Origin of the sequence: Pseudoalteromonas sp. OANN1, assembly GCF_024124685.1 — a bacterium.
GTDB classification, from domain to species: domain Bacteria; phylum Pseudomonadota; class Gammaproteobacteria; order Enterobacterales; family Alteromonadaceae; genus Pseudoalteromonas; species Pseudoalteromonas piscicida.
On the sequence record NZ_JAMXSE010000013.1, the window covers coordinates 111,485 to 130,702 of the forward strand.

The following is a 19,218-nucleotide window of genomic DNA, read 5'->3' on the forward strand; positions in this document are numbered from 1 at the left end:
CCACTAATCCCAATAATAATTGAACTGTAATGAAAGTCGGGATGTTTCTGCATAGTCCCAACCAATCCTTACATCGGATTGAGGCGAAAGCTGGTTTGCGAGCTCAAGTTTGATATGTGTTGCGTGATGGGTATTTTTCGCGATGGATGTTCTTAATGCAAAAGAATTATTTAGCCTTGAAAGTAAGCCAACTTCAATGCCAGGGCTGAGATAGTAATTGTTATTTATAGAAAAAGTTTCTATTGTTGCGAGAGCAAATGTGATGCTGCTAGCATTTAGCAGGTGGGCGTAGCCTGCAGCAGTATTTAATCCAAAAAAAGCGCAATCATTACAATAAGCCTGCTGCTTTTCATAGCCTAAGCGTAGGCGCCAAGCCCAGTTTTGGTTATCAAACCCTTTTGCATAGCTTGGATTAAAAGACTCTAAATCCAGCACGTCAAACTTGTAAATATCAATGTCGTTATCAGCTAGTGCAAGTTCTACATCCAGCATTTCTAAGTTTGAAAATTTAACTCTAGCGGTGTCTGGAGAAAGCGAATCAAAATACGTCAATCTAAAGCCAAACCTCACGGTATACTCGGAATCGGGCTGTGATTGAACGGCTAGGCTTACTTTCGACGGTTTTGTTGCCAAGTGTGGTGCTTTGTCACTTGGTGTTATAGCCAAGTGAGATTTCGCCTTACTGATGCCTGCTGGAAGCTTTATTCGCTCTTTTAGCAGTACACGTTTAAATTCACTGTTACGCGTCTCATCTCTTTCTAAGGTAAGTTGCAGCTGTATAAAGCTCATCAATACCTCAAGTAATGTTACTTTTTGCTCAGTTGGAAGCTGTTGATACTTTTCATTATTGAAGTCTTTTTGATGGTGATAAAGATGGATTGCCAACGATCTGAGCTCAGGACTTAATTTTTCATATAGGTTGTAGAACTTACTGCTTGTTGAAGGAATATAATGAATCGCTGACACTAAAGAATTATCTTGGTGCTTAGCTTGATTCAATCTATCAAAAATAGTGACAGGGATCACCCAAGGCGGTAGGTCAGCCGTTAATGGCTTATCAAGCACAAGTTCAATAAGTTGTGCGATATGAAATGCGCAATTTTCGTCAGCAAAGTAATAATCAAATTGAGCGTTTAGTAACTCCCAAAGGTGTTTTGTAATCAATTCGACTTCATCTGGTGTTAAGTTTAATTTGTACTCCCAAAGGTCACGTAGCTCGTCCGCACTGTAGTTGTGGTGGTGATGAAAAAATCGCTGATCTGAAAAGCCAGCCTGGTAGCCGCCAAACAACCCTTTAGCTATATAAACTAACCCATTTTCGTCCTCTGGAACGATTGCGCCATAATTGACACTCCGGTCTAACAGGATATTGTGATCTGATTGAGAGCCGATTTTAAGTAACATATGCCCATACAACGAGGCTGGGTTGCTCATGTATCCGGAGGCAAACACTAAGCTGATAGAACTCCAGTTACCTTCATTTTTCCAATCATCAAAAGCCACGCAAGCTGGCGGGTTTGGCAAGGGAACGCCTTGGGATCTTAGCCACTTGGCTCGAGCCGGAAATTGGCACTGTGAACTAGGCTCACGTTGAAAAGCTGCAATAGTTGCATTAAGTTCGTTCGCTGGTGAAAATTGGGTGTGATCAGATAGAAAAAAAGAAGCTGATTTTATTAAACTGTGGCCATCTTTCTTTAGATGGAGAAGTTTTTGCCACGTTGTGTTTTGGGCCAGCTCGTTGGTATCAAAGCTTAATGTGGCTGTACTATAAAACAGTAAGCTGTAAGCTGAATATTTGAGAACGGTCTTCATCAAAAAAGTGAGCACAGCGCTACTAGGTGTGCTCACCTATACTATTTAGCTTGCGTTACACTGAGCTGAATAGCTAGTCGAAACGCGAGTTTCTACGATGTTGTATAGTGCTTCAGCGTTATTCGCAGGCTGCGCTGCGTAGTCATTTCTGATAGCGGTTACAATGTCAGCTGTTGCTGCTGCGTCACAGCCACGTACTGCTAACATCGCAGATACGTATTCACCTTGACCTTCCGCAATTTCTTGCTCAAGTGTAGGGAATGTTTGCTGAATAAACATTGCAGTTTTAACTTCACGACCAGCACAAGATTCTACAGATGAAATTTTTGTAGAAACAGCAGTCGTACCAAGGTCCCAAATGATATTCGAAATTGCAGCGGCAGCACCATTATCTGGGAAGATGATTGCACCGATACCACATTCTTGCCAAGGATTTACAGAATCAGAAGCGTGTGCAGCTAGAGGGGCAGTCATTGCGCCAACGACGATTGCTGCAGCTAGAGTTGTTTTAAACATTTTACATCCTATAGTTGTTTTTATTTCGCCTAGTCTTCAAAGGCGGAACGGAATTCTATAGGTTAATTTTTAATTCCACAACAATAAACCTCCCACACTTGTAAATTTGTGTAAATGCCTCAGGCGGCTTTAGGCTACTGCTGCTATATTCAATACACTTGAATGAGTTTGGTGCTTATCATGGCAATAATTAGTGAATTTAGACCCGGTTATTTTTGTTGGATTGAATTGTGTTCAAGCGACTGGCAGTCAGCAAAACCCTTCTATAGCCAACTATTTGATTGGCAAATTCTTGACCAACCCATTGGTGAAGATTGTTATTACACCATGTTGCAAAAAGAAGCCGATGATGTCGCAGCGATGTATCAGATGACCGCTGAGCAACAACAAGGAGGCATACCTAGTCACTGGCTTGTTTATGTGGCGGTAGACAATGTCGATGAATGTCTAAACAAAGCCAACGAACTCGGTGCTGAAGTGCTTGCAGGCCCTCATGATGTCCCAGGGGCCGGGCGAATGGTGATGTTAAAGGAGCCAGGTGGAGCGGTTTTTGCGTTATGGCAAGAGGGTGGCCATATTGGGACGCAACGTCATCTTGAAGCGAACACTCCATATTGGTTCGAGCTAGTGAGTAAAAACAGCGCCAAAAGTCGTGACTTTTATTCAGCATTATTTGGATGGCAAGTCGAAGTCAAAGACATGGGAAATATGGACTACACCTTATTCAAAGTAAATGAGCAACCCGTCGCTGGCATGTTAGAAATGACGACAGAGTGGGGTGAAGACATTCCTCCGCACTGGATGATTTACATTGCGGTATTGGACTGTGATAGTAAAGCTGAATATGCCCAAAAGCTTGGCGGAGAAATTTGTGTACCGCCGACAGATATACCAGAAGTGGGTCGCTTTAGCGTGATAACCGACCCTCAAGGGGCGGTATTCTCTATCATAGAATCTGCTATGGATGATATTTCAACTTAATGCATTTCTAATTCAATCACTTTGCCATGGCAAGTGGCAAAGTGACCTGAGAGTTTACTAAAGATAATGTCGCGCTCGCCACTGCTATTTAGCTGCTTGATAGACGCAGTTAATTTCGGCAGTAGGTCTTGGTGTTTGCGATTGATATAGTGATAAATAGGATAACTCGCATCTCGTAGCCTACGCACATAAACCGCGGCGAGTCCTGACTGACATAGCGCACCAAGCGCAAATAAGTCATCAGCTAAAATTTGTTCTACATGACCTTTTTCAAGCGCTTGAAACGCAGAAACGTCGTTAGAAACCGCATTACAGGTCAACTTCTTACGCTGACAAACTTGCTCCGTTATTAAACTGCCTTGTATGACCACATAGTCTTGCTGGGTCGACAAAGTACAATGTTCCTTCTTGAGACAAAACACCGCCATTTGCACGGTTACAAGTGGTTCGGGTATTTGCAGTAAGTTAGGATAGGCATTTGCAATAGCGCTAGTGCGTCCTGCTTCCGCATCATAAAACCCTTGATCTACATATTCTAATCCGCGCTCACTGGGTAACACGACGAGTGTGGGGGTGATATCCAAAGGTGCGTATATCTTTTGCATGAGTTGCGCGATTTGCTGTTGGCCAAGCTGATAAGCGACCAGCTCACTGACATTGATTTGGTAGGCGAACGCCGCCTTGTGGATAAAGAGAAGCAAGAGGGTGCTAAGTGCGAGTTTCACAACATATCCTTACGGTTTTCAGAGTTATAACTGTAGCAAAGTTGTCAGAAAGTGAAAAAGTACATCATAAAAATGAATTCAGTCGAGATTGACCTTGAGTTTAGTAAACTCATACCAATTGTAATAGTTTGAGCATAAAAATCGTGAGGAGAAGGATATGACACTACATGTTTTAGTGACCGGTGCTAACCGTGGGATCGGATTAGAGTTTTGTAAACAATACTTATCTCTAGACTGCAAAGTAACTGCGGTTGTTCGCAAAGCATCGGCAGAAGTAGAATCTCTAGGCGTGGATATCATTGAAGATATCGATGTTGCGACAGAAAATGGTGCGAAAAAGTTATTGGCGGCATTGGGCTCGAAGAAGATAGACATTCTTATTAATAACGCTGGGGTATTTCATAATGAAACGCTAGCGGAAATGGATTTTGAAAATATCGACCACCAATTTAACGTTAATGCGTTAGGACCAATTCGAGTTACTCATGCACTGCTCGATAACCTCAAAGCAGGTAGTAAAGTTGCCATGATCACAAGTCGTATGGGTTCGATTGCAGATAATGGTTCTGGTGGTTACATTGGTTATAGAATGTCGAAAGCAGCATTAAATGCGGCGAGTGTGAGTATGGCTCACGAGCTGAAAAACCAAGATATCGCTGTTGGACTATTCCATCCAGGCTTTGTACAAACGCAGATGGTGGGATTTGCAGGTGATATTGGTCCAGATGTTGCGGCGGAACGTTTAATTAAGAGAATTGAACACCTAACTATCGAAAACAGTGGTGGTTTTTGGCACTCCAATGGCGACACGCTTCCTTGGTAATCAAGCTGGGCGCATCGTCGCCCCCTTTTCAGCCATCAGCCATCTAACTGTGCTAATATAAAGCAAATATTCAGATGGTAACCTTTGATGGAATTACAACAAGATACCCCATTGTCACTGCCGCTTTTTTTGTTAGATGACAACATCGAGAATCGTGATATCGACTCTCCAGATGCTGAAGTATCAGTGATGTTGAGTGAGAACCTCCTTGCTCATTTGTGCCAAAACCCAAAAGAAGATGAGAATATTAGCTTGCATATTGATGACTATGCGCTCAACAACATTAGTACGACAGTGACTGAGTTGATAGGGGCAGAACATCAGTTGCAATTGCTCATTAATCGTGGGCCTATTCTCAGTGCTGTGCTGAGCACCAGTAGCGATGCATTATTTGTCTCGCCTCCAGTAGAAATGATGCCGACTTTTGATCTTGGGCTGGATGACGACGAGGGCGAGTAAATGTCTAAACGTGTACTGTTTTGTGCGGTGGTTGTCGCCGTGCTTTCTGGATGTGTGGCTTTGGGTGTGTCTAAATATGATGATATGTTTGGACCAGAGCAACCCCAAGCACGAATCGAACAATATCACCAAGGCGGTGCACGTTACTTACAAAGCGTGAAGCCCATTTTGGAGTCGCGTTGTGTGGTTTGTCATGGTTGTTATGATGCACCTTGCCAGCTCAAACTGTCATCTCCAGAAGGAATAGATAGGGGATTGTCGAAGGAATTAGTGTATGACGGCACGCGGTTGTTAGCTCAAACACCAACCCGGCTGTTGTTTGACGCCCAAACTACGACACAGTGGCGTGAGCGTGGTTTTACCCCAGTGCTGAATGAGCGCAATCAATCTGAATACAGCAACCTAGCTGGAAGTGTGCTTTATAATAGCTTGCTGTTAAAAATGTCTCATCGTTTTCCTGAGCAAGGCATCTTGGGTAAAGAGTTTGATTTCTCTTTAGATAGAACGCAGTCTTGCCCAACCATGGATGAATTTTCTACCCTTGCGAAACAACAGCCTCATGCGGGTATGCCCTACGGCTTACCAGCGCTCACGCAGGATGAATTCAAAACCTTGGAAGCATGGCTGCAAAGTGGCAGTAAAATGAGCCAGATTGCGAAGCCAAGTATTGCAGCACAAAAAGAAGTGAAGAAGTGGGAACAATTTCTTAATCAGGACTCGAATAAACACCGCCTTGCCGCGCGTTATATATTTGAGCATTGGTATTTAGCCCATATCCACTTCCCTCATCTGGATGACCCCGCGTTTTTCCAATTGGTACGCTCAAGCACACCGCCTGGTCAGCCAATCGCGCTGGTGAGCTCGGTGCGTCCGTTTGACGATCCTGAGATCGATAGGGTGTATTATCGATTGATGCAAGTGCGCAGTACTATTTTGTCAAAAACTCACATGCCACTGGCATTGAACGACGCTAAGCTATCACGGTTACATCAGCAATTTTATGCAGCGGATTATCACGTGGATGAACTGCCAGGTTATGAGCCAGAGCTTGCAGCAAACCCATTTAAGGTATTCAAAGATATTCCGGTCAATTCTCGTTATCAATTTATGCTGGATGAGGCCGAGTTAATTGTAAAAGGCTTTATCAAAGGCCCTGTATGCCGAGGTCAAATAGCGCTTAACGTCATTAACGACCATTTTTGGGTGGCGTTTGTTGATCCTGAAAAAAATAGTAATGAAGCGGTGAACCAGCTGCTGCTTAAACATGATGAAGATTTGGTGCTACCTGCGGCTGAGCAAAGTAATGCGTTACCGCTTTCCAGTTGGGCTAAATACGCTACTAAGCAGCAGGATTACTTACGTGCTAAAACTGAGCTTGCAGATAAGATGTTTGCCGATGGGCAGCGTCTCAATATGGACTTGATTTGGCGTGGTGAGGGGGAAAACCCGAATGCAGCATTAACTATCTTCCGTCATTTTGACAGCGCAACGGTGGTTAAAGGTTTTATTGGTCAGCCTCCCAAAACAGCTTGGGTATTAGACTATGCCTTGTTCGAGCGCATTCACTACTTACTGGTGGCGGGTTTTGATGTGTATGGCAACATTGGTCATCAGCTGATCACACGCTTATATATGGACTTCTTGAGGCTTGAAGGTGAGCAAAACTTTTTAAATTTACTGCCACTTAGTCATCGTCAGGAAATTAAACGCTATTGGTATCGTAAGTCACACTTGAGTTTAAGTGAGTTTATCAATCGTAAATCACTAATCGGTGCGCCAACGGGGATAAAATACGAAACGGACGATCCAAAGCAAGAGCTGTATGACAAACTGCATGCTGTGCTTAAACCCGTTCTAAATCGGGATTATGACTATCAAGCCGTAGGCAAGCCACTGCAGGCACTCAATAGCATGTCCGTTAGGGCGATTAATTTGCTTCCTCAGGTCTCGTTTATTATTACTAAACAAAGCGACGGTTCACATCAAGCGTTCTCGCTATTACACCATAATGCTCACTACAACATCTCCAGTTTGTTAAATGAAGAAGGGCAAAGAGCTTATACAGAAGACGCTGCGACGATTGTGCCAGGCTTTATCGGAGATTACCCAGAGGCAATTTGGTATTTAGAAAGCGAGGCAGCACAAGAGGACTTCGTCTCATCATTTAGCCACATGAATAGTGAGTCGGATTACCGAGCGCTACGAGCGAAATACGGGATCCGCAGGACTCACCCAGAGTTTTGGCGTTACAGTGATTTGATCCACGATATTGCCAAGCAAACACGTGGCGTTGAATATGGCTTATTTGATTATAACCGGTTAGAAAATCGCTAAAAATGGAGTCTTCGGACTCCATTTTTATGTGCTTTTCCTATAGTTGACTCGCGGCTTTTACCGCAGCTAGTAGCACACTTTCATCCAATCTCACTTTGTAATTTGGGTTTGCGTATTGAAATTGGATCAAGCCCTTCTTATCGACTACAAATACCGCCGGCACCGGCAAGGCAACTTTATCGTTCCCCTCAAAATCAACAAAATTTACGCCCAACTTGTTGCGATAAGCAAGGGCTGTTTTATCATCTAGGAAATAGGCGAGACCTAACGCTTGGCTCATCCGCATTTCGTTATCAGACAACAGTTGGTAGTGAGGGGATTCAATTGTACTTTTTGCCAGTGCCTCAGGTGAGTCTGGTGCGATAGCAATAATTTGTGCCCCCATTTTAACAAGCTGTGGTTCAATTTCTTGGATCCCCGCGAGCTGTCTTGAACAGTATGGACACCAGCCACCACGATAAATCACCAGTACGGTGATATTTTCTTTATAGCGTGTCGCGAGGTCGACAGTTTTACCTGACTTATCTTTGAGTTGTAATGCAGGGGCATCAATGCCGGGAAGGAGTGGGCTCACTTGCTCAGGTGCTGCGGCGATATTGGTGATTTCAGCTGCGCTGACAAAGGCTGAGCAAACCAAAGCGAGCGATAAAATAAAATGACGCATAAAAAGTTCCTAGGGTTTCAAGTTGATATCGACTCAGAAGACCTAAGCGCTGGCGAAAATCTTTCACTTCGGTATGATATCGCTCGTAATTGATTTCCATGAAGAGAGAGCACAATGTCTGCAAACATCACTAAGCTTGTGGTTATGCTAGAAATGCAACATGCCATGAACACCAAAGTACACCAACAATGGTTTGAACAAGGGTTTGAATGGTACCGCGCAATTTGGGTTGAGTGTGCAGAAATGCTAGATCACTACGGTTGGAAATGGTGGAAAAAGCAAACGCCAGATACTGAGCAAGTGATTTTAGAGCTAGTGGATATTTTTCATTTTGGCTTGTCTTTACGTATCGATGGCGAAACGTCATTTGAGCAACTAGCGACTCAGTTAGAAGCTGAATTGGCAAAGCCGACTACCGCAGAAGACTTCAAGGAAACCCTTGAATTGCTTGCAAGTGCGGCTGTGACCAAACGCGAATTTGATGCCCATGCGTTTGCGGGATGTATGCAGCAAATCGGGATGTCTATTGATGACCTATACCGTGGATATGTCGGTAAAAACACGCTTAACTTCTTCCGTCAAGACCATGGCTATAAAGATGGTTCTTATATCAAGGTATGGAATGGCCAAGAAGATAACGAACACTTAGTCGAAGTGGTGAAAAGTCTAGATACAGCGCACCCAGACTTTAAAACACACGTGTACGACGGCTTAAAAGCTCGCTACCCAGCTTAATCTATAATAGGTAGCAAGGTACGGTAATCGGAGACTGAAAGATATTCAGTGATCTCTCGCTCTGGTTGCCGACTGTCAGGGTTAGCAACGGCAAGCAAATGGCCAATACCAAATTCTTTCGCAGCATTTAACACGCTAATGCTATCGTCCACAAATAAAGTGCGGGACTTATCAAAGCCCAAATCACGCTCTACCTGTTGCCACAATATCTGACTTTCCTTACTTACGCCATATTCATGGGTTGAAACCAATTTGTCGAGATACTTATCGAATTGGGTACGCTCAATTTTCAAACTTAGGCTGTTTGGGTGAGCGTTGGTCAACAAGATAAGCTGTTTTCCACTCTTTCTTAAGGCCTCTAAAAACGCTGGTACATCCTCACGAATTGAGATCAAGTGTTGCACTTCACGTTTAAGCTCCATAATGGGTAGCTGTAGTTGCTCCTGCCAATAATCTAGGCAATACCATTCTATCTGGCCCATTACCGCGTCATAACGCGCGAGGATGTCGGCCCTTGCAGCCTCAAGGGTTAAGCCTTGACGTTTTGCGTGTGCCTTAGGCACGACGTCGAGAAAAAAGTGATTATCAAAATGGAGGTCGAGTAATGTGCCATCCATATCTAACAAAACGGTATCGATATTTGACCAATTTAGCATAGGCATTTAACTTCAAAGGCTTTATGATTAGGTTATTCGCCATGATAGCAAATAATGATCTATGTCACATAAAAAGCATCCCACACCACCAGAAATTTTAGCTTGCGACGTCGTGGCTAAAAGCAAATTATTCACGGTAGAAGCACTTTCGTTATCTTTTTCGAATGGCGAGCAACGAGAATACGAAAGAGTCCGTGGCGGTGGCCGTGGCGCAGTAATGATCGTGCCCATAACGGCTGATAATGAGCTATTATTAGTGAGAGAATACTGTGCAGGAACACATGACTATCAACTCGGCTTTCCCAAAGGGCTAATTGACCCTGGCGAAACCCCGGTGGAAGCGGGTAACCGAGAGCTAAAAGAAGAAGTGGGTTTTGGTGCAAATGCTTTCTCTGAGCTCAAAGTAGTGTCACTGGCACCGAGTTACTTTAATGCCAAAATGCATATTTTGGTCGCTAGTGAACTTTACCCTGAGCAGCTTGAAGGTGATGAGCCAGAGCCACTGGTAGTAGTGAAGTGGCCGCTAGATAAACTATATGACCTGTTACATCAAGAGGACTTTACCGAAGCAAGAAGTGTCGCGGCACTACTGTTATTAAAAGCACATTTGAATTTGGAGGCGTAAATTGCAGTCCTATTTAGAGCCTTGCATCGCACTGGCAAAACGTGCCGGTGAAGCCATTATGGCAATTTATCAAGCTGACGATATTGGTAAAAAAGAAAAGTCTGACCACACTCCTGTTACTGCTGCAGATTTGGCATCTAATGAGATCTTAATGGCGGGTCTTGCTGAAATAGCACCTGACATTCCGGTAATGTCTGAAGAAACACCAATTCCACCATTGAGTGAGCGACAAGGTTGGCAACGATACTGGTTACTCGATCCTATGGATGGCACTGGGGAGTTTATTCTTGAAAGCGGTGACTTTGCCGTCAATATTGCGCTCATCGAAAATAATCATCCTGTGTTAGGCGTCATTTACTGGCCATCTCAAGGGCTGACATATTACGCCAGCAAAGATGAAGGTGCGTTTAAACGTAGTGACTCAGGCGAAAGTAAACGTATTTTCGTCTCGCCACGAGAAACACTGACATTGGCTGTAAGTCGTAGACAAAAGCTTGAAGCGGTAAGTCAGTACTTAAATAGTCAGTTCGATACTGTGGCACTTGGTTCATGTTCATTAAAAGCCTGCATTATCGCAGAAGGCAAGGCGGATTGCTTTTTACGAGTAGGACCAACGGGAGAGTGGGATACTGGCGCGTCACAAATCATCGTGGAAGAAGCCGGGGGTTGTATTACCGATGCTGAGTTTAACCCGTTGACCTACAATCGACGAGAAACTACCGAAAACCCAGACTTTATTGTTATGGGGCACCCCGACTGGCAATGGCAAAAGTTGATCAGTCCACATCATCGAACGATAGAATAAATAACGGTTAAAGTTGAAGGTTGTGGGATTTTTGCGCACTTGAATTGTTTTAAGCATTAAATCCCTTGCAATAAAATTTTAATCCATTATTATAGCGGCCTCTTGAAAGGGAAGTCCTTTTTAAGAGTTTACAGGCGCGGGATGGAGCAGCCTGGTAGCTCGTCGGGCTCATAACCCGAAGGTCGTCGGTTCAAATCCGGCTCCCGCAACCAACATCAGTTGGATGTATAAAGTCTCAAGTACAAGACTTAAAATTAAGTACAAATACAGGCGCGGGATGGAGCAGAATGATAAATCATTCGTCGGACTCGCTAAACCTGGAAAGAATCGAAGGTCGTCGGTCCCCGACGAAGAATAGATTCACAAAAATATACAGGCGCGGGATGGAGCAGCCTGGTAGCTCGTCGGGCTCATAACCCGAAGGTCGTCGGTTCAAATCCGGCTCCCGCAACCAACATCAGTTGGATGTATAAAGTCTCAAGTACAAGACTCAAAATTAAGTACAAATACAGGCGCGGGATGGAGCAGCCTGGTAGCTCGTCGGGCTCATAACCCGAAGGTCGTCGGTTCAAATCCGGCTCCCGCAACCAATTTTTAATTGGACTGCATAATCTAAAGAACTACTCCGAAATTCGTCGGTTCACTCTTCATAAGTTAATGGCTCCCGTAACCAATTCTTAATTGGACTGCATAATCTAAAGAACTCGTACAAAAGTCGTCGGTTCACTCTTCATAAATTAGCCGCTCTTGCAAACACTTCTTAATTGGTTTGAAATCTAAGTATTGACTCTCTAGGTCATCGCCTCAATTTTCATTTTTTCAGCATTAAACTCGGTAGCTATATGCTGCGAATATTTGTCTATAAATCTTTATATGGTCTAGGCTTTTACTATCTCTTGTTTGAGGTGTATGAAGATGGATTTACATAGTATTCGAGTCAAAAGTTCGTTGCCTACGGCTATGTTGACGATCGTGCTGCTATTTGTGTTTTTTGGTTTTTCGGTGTTGCTCAATAAAGTGCAATCGGCACTTGAGATCCAAACTGAAAACTATTTAAAAGCCGTGTCAGTGGTACTCAATGCGGATAGAGACTTTTATCAAGCTCAAGAAGCCTACCTTAAATTATTAGCTGGTGAAGATAAGTGGGCGGATTTTGAAGAAAACGCCGAGCAGGTCAAACTGCGCTATCAAAAGTATCTACAGTTTATGTCACTCCACCAGAGTGAGCTGGGTAGTTTTGCAACTTTTGATGCGGACTTTCAAAGTTGGTATCGCGTGACGGTGGCGAGTATTAAAACTCCAACAGATAAAGCGCTTCAACCTGAGTCGGCTAAGTTATTTGGTGCAGTTCGTGATGTGCTTGATAAAGCCGGTGAATTAGCCGATGGAAAATCTGCTGCAAGTCGTGCGTTAGTCGTTGCTGAGGTTACTCAGATAAAGTGGGGTCTTGGTGTTGGTGCCTTGCTCCTACTTGGTATTGCTTGTTGGATTGCTTATCGGATCCCTCGTCAGCTAGCAAAGCAGATAAACTTTGTGTCAGATAGGATCTCTGAAATTGCCTCTGGAGACGGAGACTTAACTGGTCGCATTGAAATCAAAGGAAATGATGAGTTTGCAAAGCTATCGCTAAACTTTAATCATTTTCTCGAGAGTTTACAGGCGATGGTTACAGCACTTGTGAAAGATGGTGGCGAGCTGTCGAGTTTGTCGTCAAAACTCAGTCATTATGCCACACAGTGCCATGACTTAATCGACTCGCTTGGTAAGTCATCACATACCATTGTTAGCGCGGTGAATCAGCTAAGTCACTCAAGTCAAGAAGTCTCGTCGGTGGCTGAAAACTCATTGAAAGAAGCTGAAGCTTCACATCGCTACGCAGCACAAGGTAAAACGGTGTTGGCTGATTCAAAACAAAAAATCACTCATCTTGCTGATAATATGGAAGCGGCACTCTCCAGTTCGTTAGCTTTACAAAAAAACTCTGAAAACATTACGCAAGTGCTCGATGTTATTCGCGGGATTGCTGAGCAAACCAATTTATTAGCGCTCAACGCGGCAATTGAAGCGGCAAGAGCAGGTGAACAAGGTCGTGGATTTGCAGTGGTAGCTGACGAAGTCAGGTCACTGGCCACTCGAACACAAGACAGCACTAATGATATTCAGAAGATGTTAGAAGCATTCTCACATAGCGTAGAGGACTCACAAAAGACCATTGAAGATGGTAAGCAGTATGTTGATGTTGCAGTAGAAAGCTTTACGAAGGCAACGGAGCTATTGGAGTTAATTGCACAAAGTGCGGTGAAAGTGACTGAGCTTTCAGAGCAAACCGCTCATGCGACTCAGCAGCAAAATGCAGTATCTACTGAGATTAGCAGTAATCTAACCGATTTAAATGACAAAACATTGGATGGTGAGCGATTGTCTGGAGAAACGCATCAAATTTCGGATGATGTGCTGCGAGTCACCAGTAAATTGGTGGATGAATTATCCCAGTTTAAAGTCTAAGGTCTTGTAAGGTGTGCTGTGCAGCACACCTTATGAAATCAGTATTTTGAACAGTTATTTAGCAAACTTCTTTGCGTAAGCTTCGGCCTGTTTCCACACGCGCAGGGTATTGCCACCTAAAATCTTTTTGATATCAGCGTCACTGTAGCCTCTATCCAAAAGACCCTGCACAAGATTTGGATACGTTGATACGTCTTTCAGGCCAACCGGTAGTGAGTCACCCACACCATCGTAATCTGAACCAATCCCTACATGATCTATCCCTATCAACTTAACGACGTGGTCAATGTGATCTAGCACTTGATCAAGTGTGGCAAATGGAAACGGATTTTTTGCTCTAAACGCCGCTCTAAAATCGGTGCGATCTTTGTCTTTGGCTTCTTTTTGTGCTTCGTCACGCTTGTCATACCAAGCACCAGCTTTTGCCGTCACAAAGCTCGAGCCAAAGTTAATTTGGATCACGCCGCCATTTTTTGCCAAGGCTTTCAGCATTTCGTCATCCATATTGCGCTCGAATCCTGGGGTGTATTTACGCAGGGATGAATGTGAAGCAACGACCGGTACCTTTGAAATGTCCATAACCTGATAAAAGGCGTCATCGGAAATGTGTGATACATCAATGAGCATACCAATTTTGTTCATTTCAACCACAAGCTCTTTACCAAATGGGCTCAAGCCTTTCCATTTGCGGCGTACGTCATAAGAAGAGTCAGAAATATGGTTGCTTTGCGAGTGTGCTAAGGTGATATAGCGCACGCCACGGTCATAAAAATGCTTAAGGTTTTTCATCTCACCTTCAATGGGCGAGCCATTTTCCATGCCCATCGCGATAGACATAATACCACTGTCAAATTGCGCATAAATGTCGTCGGTATTGTAAGCCATCGCAAATTTATCTGGTGCGCGATGTGCTAGGGCTTCCATACCGTCAATCAGTTGATTGGCGAGTTGATAGCTTTTACCTTTACCTTCAAATTCTAAATTAGCAGGAATATAAATAGACATAAATGGCGCATTAAGACCGCCTTTTACCGCGCGAGGGTAATCAAAATCACCACCTTCGGTTGCTTGGCTAACATCATCCCATTTACTTTGGATGCGATATGGAACGTCGATGTGTGTATCAATTAGGATGTTATCGTGAGCGAGTTTAACTGCGCGCTCAGAGGCTTTGTATTCAGTTGCATAAGCGGTAGAAACAGCCAGCGCGAGGGCGCAAAGAGCAGTGCCGAGCTTCATAAAATAGCCTTTCCTTTATAGTTATAGAAATTTGATTGTAACAACTCCTGTCACTTCGACAACTGTTTACGATTAGCGCTAAATACAAAGAAAGCTGAAGGTTTTTTAATACTCGTAATCTTCCTGTGCTTGCATTGCTTGAAATTGTTGTTTGCTAACAATATTCACCGATTCGTGTAATTCCGAGAAAACGATCAGTGCTTCTCCGGATTTTAGCTGTGCTTTCACTTGCGCGACTTTGCTCTCGGTACAGACTTCAGTATCGCCATAGTCTGTTCCTTCACGCAGTACATAGTGTTCAATAAGGTTGTCTAGCGTCTCTTGCGGAAGTTGTTGATAGGGAATGAGCATACTACTTAGCCTTACTATAAATTTGCTGTAAATATTGTGGGATAACGCTTTCTAGCCAAAACCTAGGTTTAAAGGGATTACTTCCCGAAATAAATCCTACGTGACCACCGTGCGGACTCACTGCGAGCGTCACCGGTGAGTTAACCTGAGCGGCTGTAGGCACGGCTTGTGATGATAGCATGGGGTCATCTTCGGCGTGGATCAGGAGTGTTGGTGTCGTGATCTGGGTTAAGTAGGGCTGCGAACTTGCTTGTGCGTAATAGTCTTCCGCGCCGTTAAAACCATGCAGCGGAGCCGTTATCTTATCGTCAAATTGCCATAGGTCATCAATGGCATAAAGGGCAGGCTTGTCTATCCTAATTTGCGACTGGATGGTGTCTAGCTTACGTGAAAAAGACTTCTTCATCCTGTCTAGCAAGTATTTTTGATAGAGTTTAAAACAGCTCTTCCTGATCACCTGGCAAGAGGAAGAAAGGTGATAAGGCGCTGAGACAACGACGCCAGCCTCAAGACCGCTTTGCGATTTGGTTTCTCCCAAGTATTTGGCAAGTACATTACCGCCGAGCGAGAAACCAACCGCAAATAATGGCCGTTTAGGAAAACGGGCTTTTAGCGTGTCTATAAAAAAGCCAAGATCTGAGGTTTCGCCGCTATGATAAGCCCTGGCTTGGCGATTCACTTCACGTGAGCAGTTGCGAAAATGCATCAGTACGGCATCAAAACCATGGTGTACCAACGCTTTTAATAGGCCTTTTGCATAAAAGCTGTTGATATTGCCTTCTAGCCCATGCAATACCACAACCAAAGGTGCTGATTTATCGCCGTGTTTTGCCCATGCAAGTTCTAAAAAGTCATCGTCTGGTGTGTCTAGTGTTTCATAGTCGACGGGCACCTGTAATCTCGGCCTAAAGAATCGCGGAAGTATGGTTTGGGCATGGCGGTTGCGCATCCACCAAGCGGGTTTAAATTCGTAATTATCGGCTGTTATTGTTTTCATGGCTTGATTCATAATTGAAACTGCGTCTTTTTGACGGTTGCTCGTAAAGCAAAGAAAGGAAGCTATCCAGTTGCAAAACACGTTTTAGCCAGTTTAACGTATTATCAGTTGAGGGTTAAGCAAATAAAAAGCACCCGACCAGTAAACTGATAAGGTGCTTTGTGCGTCGTGCTTAATTCTGCAAGTTGGGGAACTACGTCGAGCCGATCTTCTACTACTTATTCTTCAATCGCCCCAAGGTAATACATTTAAATCTGTTCTATTGTTCGTTAGGTACTTCAGCGTCCATGACTTTTTTAATGAAAAAGTAGACGTAATAACAGCACAGCAAAATTACAATCCCTAAAAAGCCAAAAGACAGAAACAACACAGGGTCGGAAAAAAAGTCTCTAAAGAATACGTTCATGGCTGTGCCTCCTAATTTGTCGATGAGTAAATAGTAGTGGAGGTCTGAGGGACTTGATATGATCAAGATCAAGTTTCAATCCTGAGTGAAATTAAACCTAGGCAAAGGCTTGATCTCGATCAGGTTTTATATCTAAGTTGGGTAAATAACAGGGCTTATATTGATTTAATGGTTTAGAAGTCAGTCGTATTGAATAAAGCGTCGTACTCACTCTGACTCAAATAGAGCAGCACATTGCTACATGATTGCAGTGGCACAAATGAAAAGCGCTTTAATGTCTCCAGCAATAACGCTTGTTGGCGCTTTTCAAGCTCAAGCTCTGCAGTCAGCATCGCTGAACGCAACTTTTTATAGTCTTGGTAGTCTTGATGATGTGCTTTTAGGGTGTTGCGGATCGCGCGTTGAGGTTGTAACACCGCTTGGTCAAATTGCTTAGCAGTATTTACCAGTGAGGCTAGGGTGTCGGGGGTAATCGTCAGTGCTAAAGTGTCTAGGTAACAAAGTAACAAACACAGGTTGATATTTTTGCCTGCAGCATCTTGCAAATTCAGCAGCCGCGATTGCATTTGCGGGCGGCTGTAGAATTCACAGGCAAACTGCCAAAAGTCTTCACGACTTAGCATATCTCTCCAGTCTCATCGAAATGGTTTTGCTTTTCTTCTAACTCTTCCAGTGCCATTAATAAGTTTTCTTCTGTGTCATTAAGCTCTGGGGTTATCTTGGCTTGTTTTGCCAGTAAGTCACTTAGTTTTGCTTTGTTCTCGTCCGTGTATATGCTGTTGTCAGCCAAAGCTTGCTCAATTTCGTCTGCTTGCTCAGTGAGCCTGTCGAGCTGTTTTTCGAGCTTTTCAATCGACTTTTTCAACGGCTGAATGGTTTTTCTGAATTCGGCTTCAAGACGCTTTTGCTCTTTACGATTGGCATTAGAGTTTTGCTTTGGTTCAGCCTCTGAGTCACTTGATTTCGCTTGCTCTTTATTAGCATTCATGAGCCATTGGTAATAAGCATCTAAGTCATAGCCAAACTGAGAAACGGTTCCATTATCAACTAAATAGTACTCGTCAGCGGTATTTTTCAGCATGTGGCGATCGTGGGAAACCGTGACCATTGCACCCTCAAAACCTTGCAAGGCCATTACAAGTGCGTGTCGCATTTCTAAATCTAGGTGGTTGGTTGGCTCATCGAGTAACAGCAAGTTCGGCTTTTGATACACCAACATCGCTAGTACGAGTCGTGCTTTTTCGCCACCAGAAAACGGCGCAACGGGTTCGAGGGCCTTATCACCATGAAAAGCAAAACCGCCCAAGAAATCACGAATAAGCTGCTCTGGTACTTTAGGGTCTAGACGTTGAATATGGGTAACCGCACTGGCCTCAAGATCGAGAGACTCAAGCTGATGCTGAGCAAAATAGCCTACATTTAATCCTTGGTGTTGAAACACTTCACCAGCTTGTGGGGTTAAATCGCCGGCCAGTAACTTGATTAGGGTCGATTTACCAGCGCCGTTACGGCCAAGTAACGCAATACGGCTACCTGGGACCAGATTAAGCTTGATGTCATGCAAAATGGTAACGTCACCATAGCCCGCTTTGGCTTGTTCTAGTGTCATCAATGGATTAGGCAAGCTTGTTGGATCTGCAAATTCAAAATTAAATGGTGAATCTGCATGAGCGGGCGCGAGCATTTCCATGCGTTCAAGGGCCTTCACTCGACTTTGCGCTTGTTTTGCTTTACTCGCTTTCGCTTTAAAGCGGGTAATAAACTTCTCTAAATGTGCAATCGTTTCTTGTTGCTTCTCGTAAAGCGCTTGGTGCTGTGCCATGCGCTCTGCTTTTTGACGCTCAAACTGAGAATAGTGACCTTTATAGACGTTGATCTGCTGTTGGTCGATATGCCAAATCTCGCCAACAACCGCATCTAAAAATTCGCGGTCGTGAGAAATAAGCACTAATGTACCCTGATAGGCGCGCAAAAAGCGTTCTAGCCAATAAACAGCGTCCAAATCCAAGTGGTTGGTTGGCTCATCCAAAAGCAATAAATCGGCATCGCGGATCAGCGCTTGCGCAAGGTTCAAGCGCATGCGCCAGCCACCAGAAAAGTCGCTAACGGCAAACTCAATCTGTTCATTGCTAAAACCAAGGCCATGGAGTAGTTCACCCGCTTTGGCTTCAATACTATACCCTTTGATGTTCTCTAGCTGTTGGTGTGCTTTTGCTTGTAGTTCCCCATCACCGTCCCGCTCCGCTTGTTGTAGCTGCGTTCTCAATACATAGTATTCAGGGTGTCCCTGTAGTACATACTCGAGGGCGCTAATGGAGAGTGCTGGGGTTTCTTGTTTTACCGATGCAATAGACCAATCTTTTGGAATAGAAAAATCACCTGAATCGAGTTGCAGCTCACCTTTTAGCAGCGCAAAGAGAGATGATTTACCACAGCCATTGGCACCGACAAGGCCCGCCTTATGTTGTGGATAAAGCGTTGCATTAGCTTGTTTTAGCAGTGTTTTACTGCCACGAAGTAGCTCGATATCAGAAAGTTGGATCATAATTCTAAAAGTCTGTCTAAATTGCGCGCATCATAGCATG

The 19,218-nt window shown here is 44.0% G+C and carries 19 protein-coding genes and 3 tRNA genes; 11 read left to right on the forward strand and 11 right to left on the reverse strand.

The genetic code is table 11. From position 1 onward, the window contains the following. Window positions 1-3 precede the first annotated feature (3 nt). Complete coding sequence (locus tag NH462_RS12470; RefSeq protein ID WP_253105857.1) at window positions 4-1,848, reverse strand: DUF4105 domain-containing protein; 1,845 nt, start codon at window positions 1,846-1,848, stop codon at window positions 4-6. A gap of 9 nt (window positions 1,849-1,857) precedes the next feature. After that, the gene (locus NH462_RS12475) at window positions 1,858-2,328 is read right to left on the reverse strand and encodes a DUF3015 family protein (protein ID WP_069023445.1); all 471 of its coding nucleotides are present in this window, start codon (window positions 2,326-2,328) and stop codon (window positions 1,858-1,860) included. Window positions 2,329-2,508: 180 nt separating this feature from the next. Here NH462_RS12475 and NH462_RS12480 point away from each other — a divergent pair, with 180 nt between their 5' ends. Then, window positions 2,509-3,309 (forward strand): VOC family protein, encoded by an 801-nt coding sequence (locus NH462_RS12480; protein ID WP_253105858.1) that lies wholly within the window; start codon window positions 2,509-2,511, stop codon window positions 3,307-3,309. On the opposite strand, the gene NH462_RS12485 is transcribed toward NH462_RS12480, so the two are convergent. Further along, window positions 3,306-4,034: a transporter substrate-binding domain-containing protein gene (locus tag NH462_RS12485; protein ID WP_253105859.1), complete on the reverse strand. Its 729-nt coding sequence runs from the start codon at window positions 4,032-4,034 to the stop codon at window positions 3,306-3,308. The two genes, NH462_RS12480 and NH462_RS12485, sit on opposite strands and share 4 nt — an antisense overlap. 157 nt (window positions 4,035-4,191) lie before the next feature. Between NH462_RS12485 and NH462_RS12490 the strand changes: the two genes are divergently transcribed. The 3 genes from NH462_RS12490 (at window position 4,192) to NH462_RS12500 (ending at window position 7,650) form a co-directional block, all read left to right on the forward strand. Continuing rightward, a complete protein-coding gene (locus NH462_RS12490) occupies window positions 4,192-4,857 on the forward strand; it encodes an SDR family oxidoreductase (protein ID WP_253105860.1) in 666 nt (221 codons plus the stop codon). A gap of 87 nt (window positions 4,858-4,944) precedes the next feature. Next, the gene (locus tag NH462_RS12495) at window positions 4,945-5,316 is read left to right on the forward strand and encodes a hypothetical protein (protein WP_010374501.1); all 372 of its coding nucleotides are present in this window, start codon (window positions 4,945-4,947) and stop codon (window positions 5,314-5,316) included. Continuing rightward, on the forward strand, window positions 5,317-7,650 hold the full coding sequence (locus NH462_RS12500; protein ID WP_253105861.1) for a fatty acid cis/trans isomerase: 2,334 nt from the start codon (window positions 5,317-5,319) through the stop codon (window positions 7,648-7,650). Between the two features lie 37 nt (window positions 7,651-7,687). Here NH462_RS12500 and NH462_RS12505 read toward each other — a convergent pair whose 3' ends face one another. Then, the gene (locus NH462_RS12505) at window positions 7,688-8,314 is read right to left on the reverse strand and encodes a peroxiredoxin-like family protein (protein WP_010374504.1); all 627 of its coding nucleotides are present in this window, start codon (window positions 8,312-8,314) and stop codon (window positions 7,688-7,690) included. Between the two features lie 114 nt (window positions 8,315-8,428). Between NH462_RS12505 and NH462_RS12510 the strand changes: the two genes are divergently transcribed. Continuing rightward, a complete protein-coding gene (locus NH462_RS12510) occupies window positions 8,429-9,049 on the forward strand; it encodes a dUTP diphosphatase (protein ID WP_017219351.1) in 621 nt (206 codons plus the stop codon). Here NH462_RS12510 and yrfG read toward each other — a convergent pair. Continuing rightward, on the reverse strand, window positions 9,046-9,705 hold the full coding sequence (gene yrfG, locus NH462_RS12515) for a GMP/IMP nucleotidase (protein ID WP_010374509.1): 660 nt from the start codon (window positions 9,703-9,705) through the stop codon (window positions 9,046-9,048). The two genes, NH462_RS12510 and yrfG, sit on opposite strands and share 4 nt — an antisense overlap. A gap of 61 nt (window positions 9,706-9,766) precedes the next feature. Between yrfG and nudE the strand changes: the two genes are divergently transcribed. The 6 genes from nudE (at window position 9,767) to NH462_RS12545 (ending at window position 13,640) form a co-directional block, all read left to right on the forward strand. Next, window positions 9,767-10,330 (forward strand): ADP compounds hydrolase NudE, encoded by a 564-nt coding sequence (gene nudE, locus NH462_RS12520; protein ID WP_017219353.1) that lies wholly within the window; start codon window positions 9,767-9,769, stop codon window positions 10,328-10,330. Between the two features lies 1 nt (window position 10,331). After that, complete coding sequence (gene cysQ / locus NH462_RS12525; RefSeq protein WP_253105862.1) at window positions 10,332-11,135, forward strand: 3'(2'),5'-bisphosphate nucleotidase CysQ; 804 nt, start codon at window positions 10,332-10,334, stop codon at window positions 11,133-11,135. 135 nt (window positions 11,136-11,270) lie between these two features. After that, a tRNA-Met gene (locus NH462_RS12530) sits at window positions 11,271-11,347 on the forward strand. Between the two features lie 165 nt (window positions 11,348-11,512). Further along, window positions 11,513-11,589 (forward strand) — tRNA-Met (locus tag NH462_RS12535). Window positions 11,590-11,648: 59 nt separating this feature from the next. Next, window positions 11,649-11,725, forward strand: a tRNA-Met gene (locus tag NH462_RS12540). A 325-nt stretch (window positions 11,726-12,050) separates the two neighbouring features. Continuing rightward, window positions 12,051-13,640, forward strand: coding sequence for a methyl-accepting chemotaxis protein (locus tag NH462_RS12545; protein WP_253105863.1), 1,590 nt, complete (start codon window positions 12,051-12,053; stop codon window positions 13,638-13,640). A gap of 54 nt (window positions 13,641-13,694) precedes the next feature. Here NH462_RS12545 and NH462_RS12550 read toward each other — a convergent pair whose 3' ends face one another. The 6 genes from NH462_RS12550 to NH462_RS12575 all read right to left on the reverse strand — a co-directional run bounded on the left by NH462_RS12550 (window position 13,695) and on the right by NH462_RS12575 (window position 19,178). After that, window positions 13,695-14,879 carry a dipeptidase gene (locus NH462_RS12550; protein ID WP_039494707.1) on the reverse strand — a complete coding sequence of 395 codons (1,185 nt, stop codon included), beginning with the start codon at window positions 14,877-14,879 and terminating at the stop codon, window positions 13,695-13,697. 105 nt (window positions 14,880-14,984) lie between these two features. Next, window positions 14,985-15,230, reverse strand: coding sequence for a YheU family protein (locus NH462_RS12555; protein ID WP_010374521.1), 246 nt, complete (start codon window positions 15,228-15,230; stop codon window positions 14,985-14,987). Window position 15,231: 1 nt separating this feature from the next. Further along, on the reverse strand, window positions 15,232-16,239 hold the full coding sequence (locus NH462_RS12560; RefSeq protein ID WP_095726598.1) for a hydrolase: 1,008 nt from the start codon (window positions 16,237-16,239) through the stop codon (window positions 15,232-15,234). Between the two features lie 247 nt (window positions 16,240-16,486). Further along, window positions 16,487-16,633 (reverse strand): hypothetical protein, encoded by a 147-nt coding sequence (locus tag NH462_RS12565; RefSeq protein ID WP_010374526.1) that lies wholly within the window; start codon window positions 16,631-16,633, stop codon window positions 16,487-16,489. Window positions 16,634-16,806: 173 nt separating this feature from the next. Then, window positions 16,807-17,256, reverse strand: a complete 450-nt coding sequence (locus tag NH462_RS12570) for a TIGR02444 family protein (protein ID WP_010374528.1) — start codon at window positions 17,254-17,256, stop codon at window positions 16,807-16,809. Further along, window positions 17,250-19,178, reverse strand: a complete 1,929-nt coding sequence (locus NH462_RS12575) for an ATP-binding cassette domain-containing protein (RefSeq protein ID WP_253105864.1) — start codon at window positions 19,176-19,178, stop codon at window positions 17,250-17,252. Before NH462_RS12575 ends, NH462_RS12570 begins: the two co-directional genes overlap by 7 nt. Window positions 19,179-19,218: the final 40 nt, after the last annotated feature.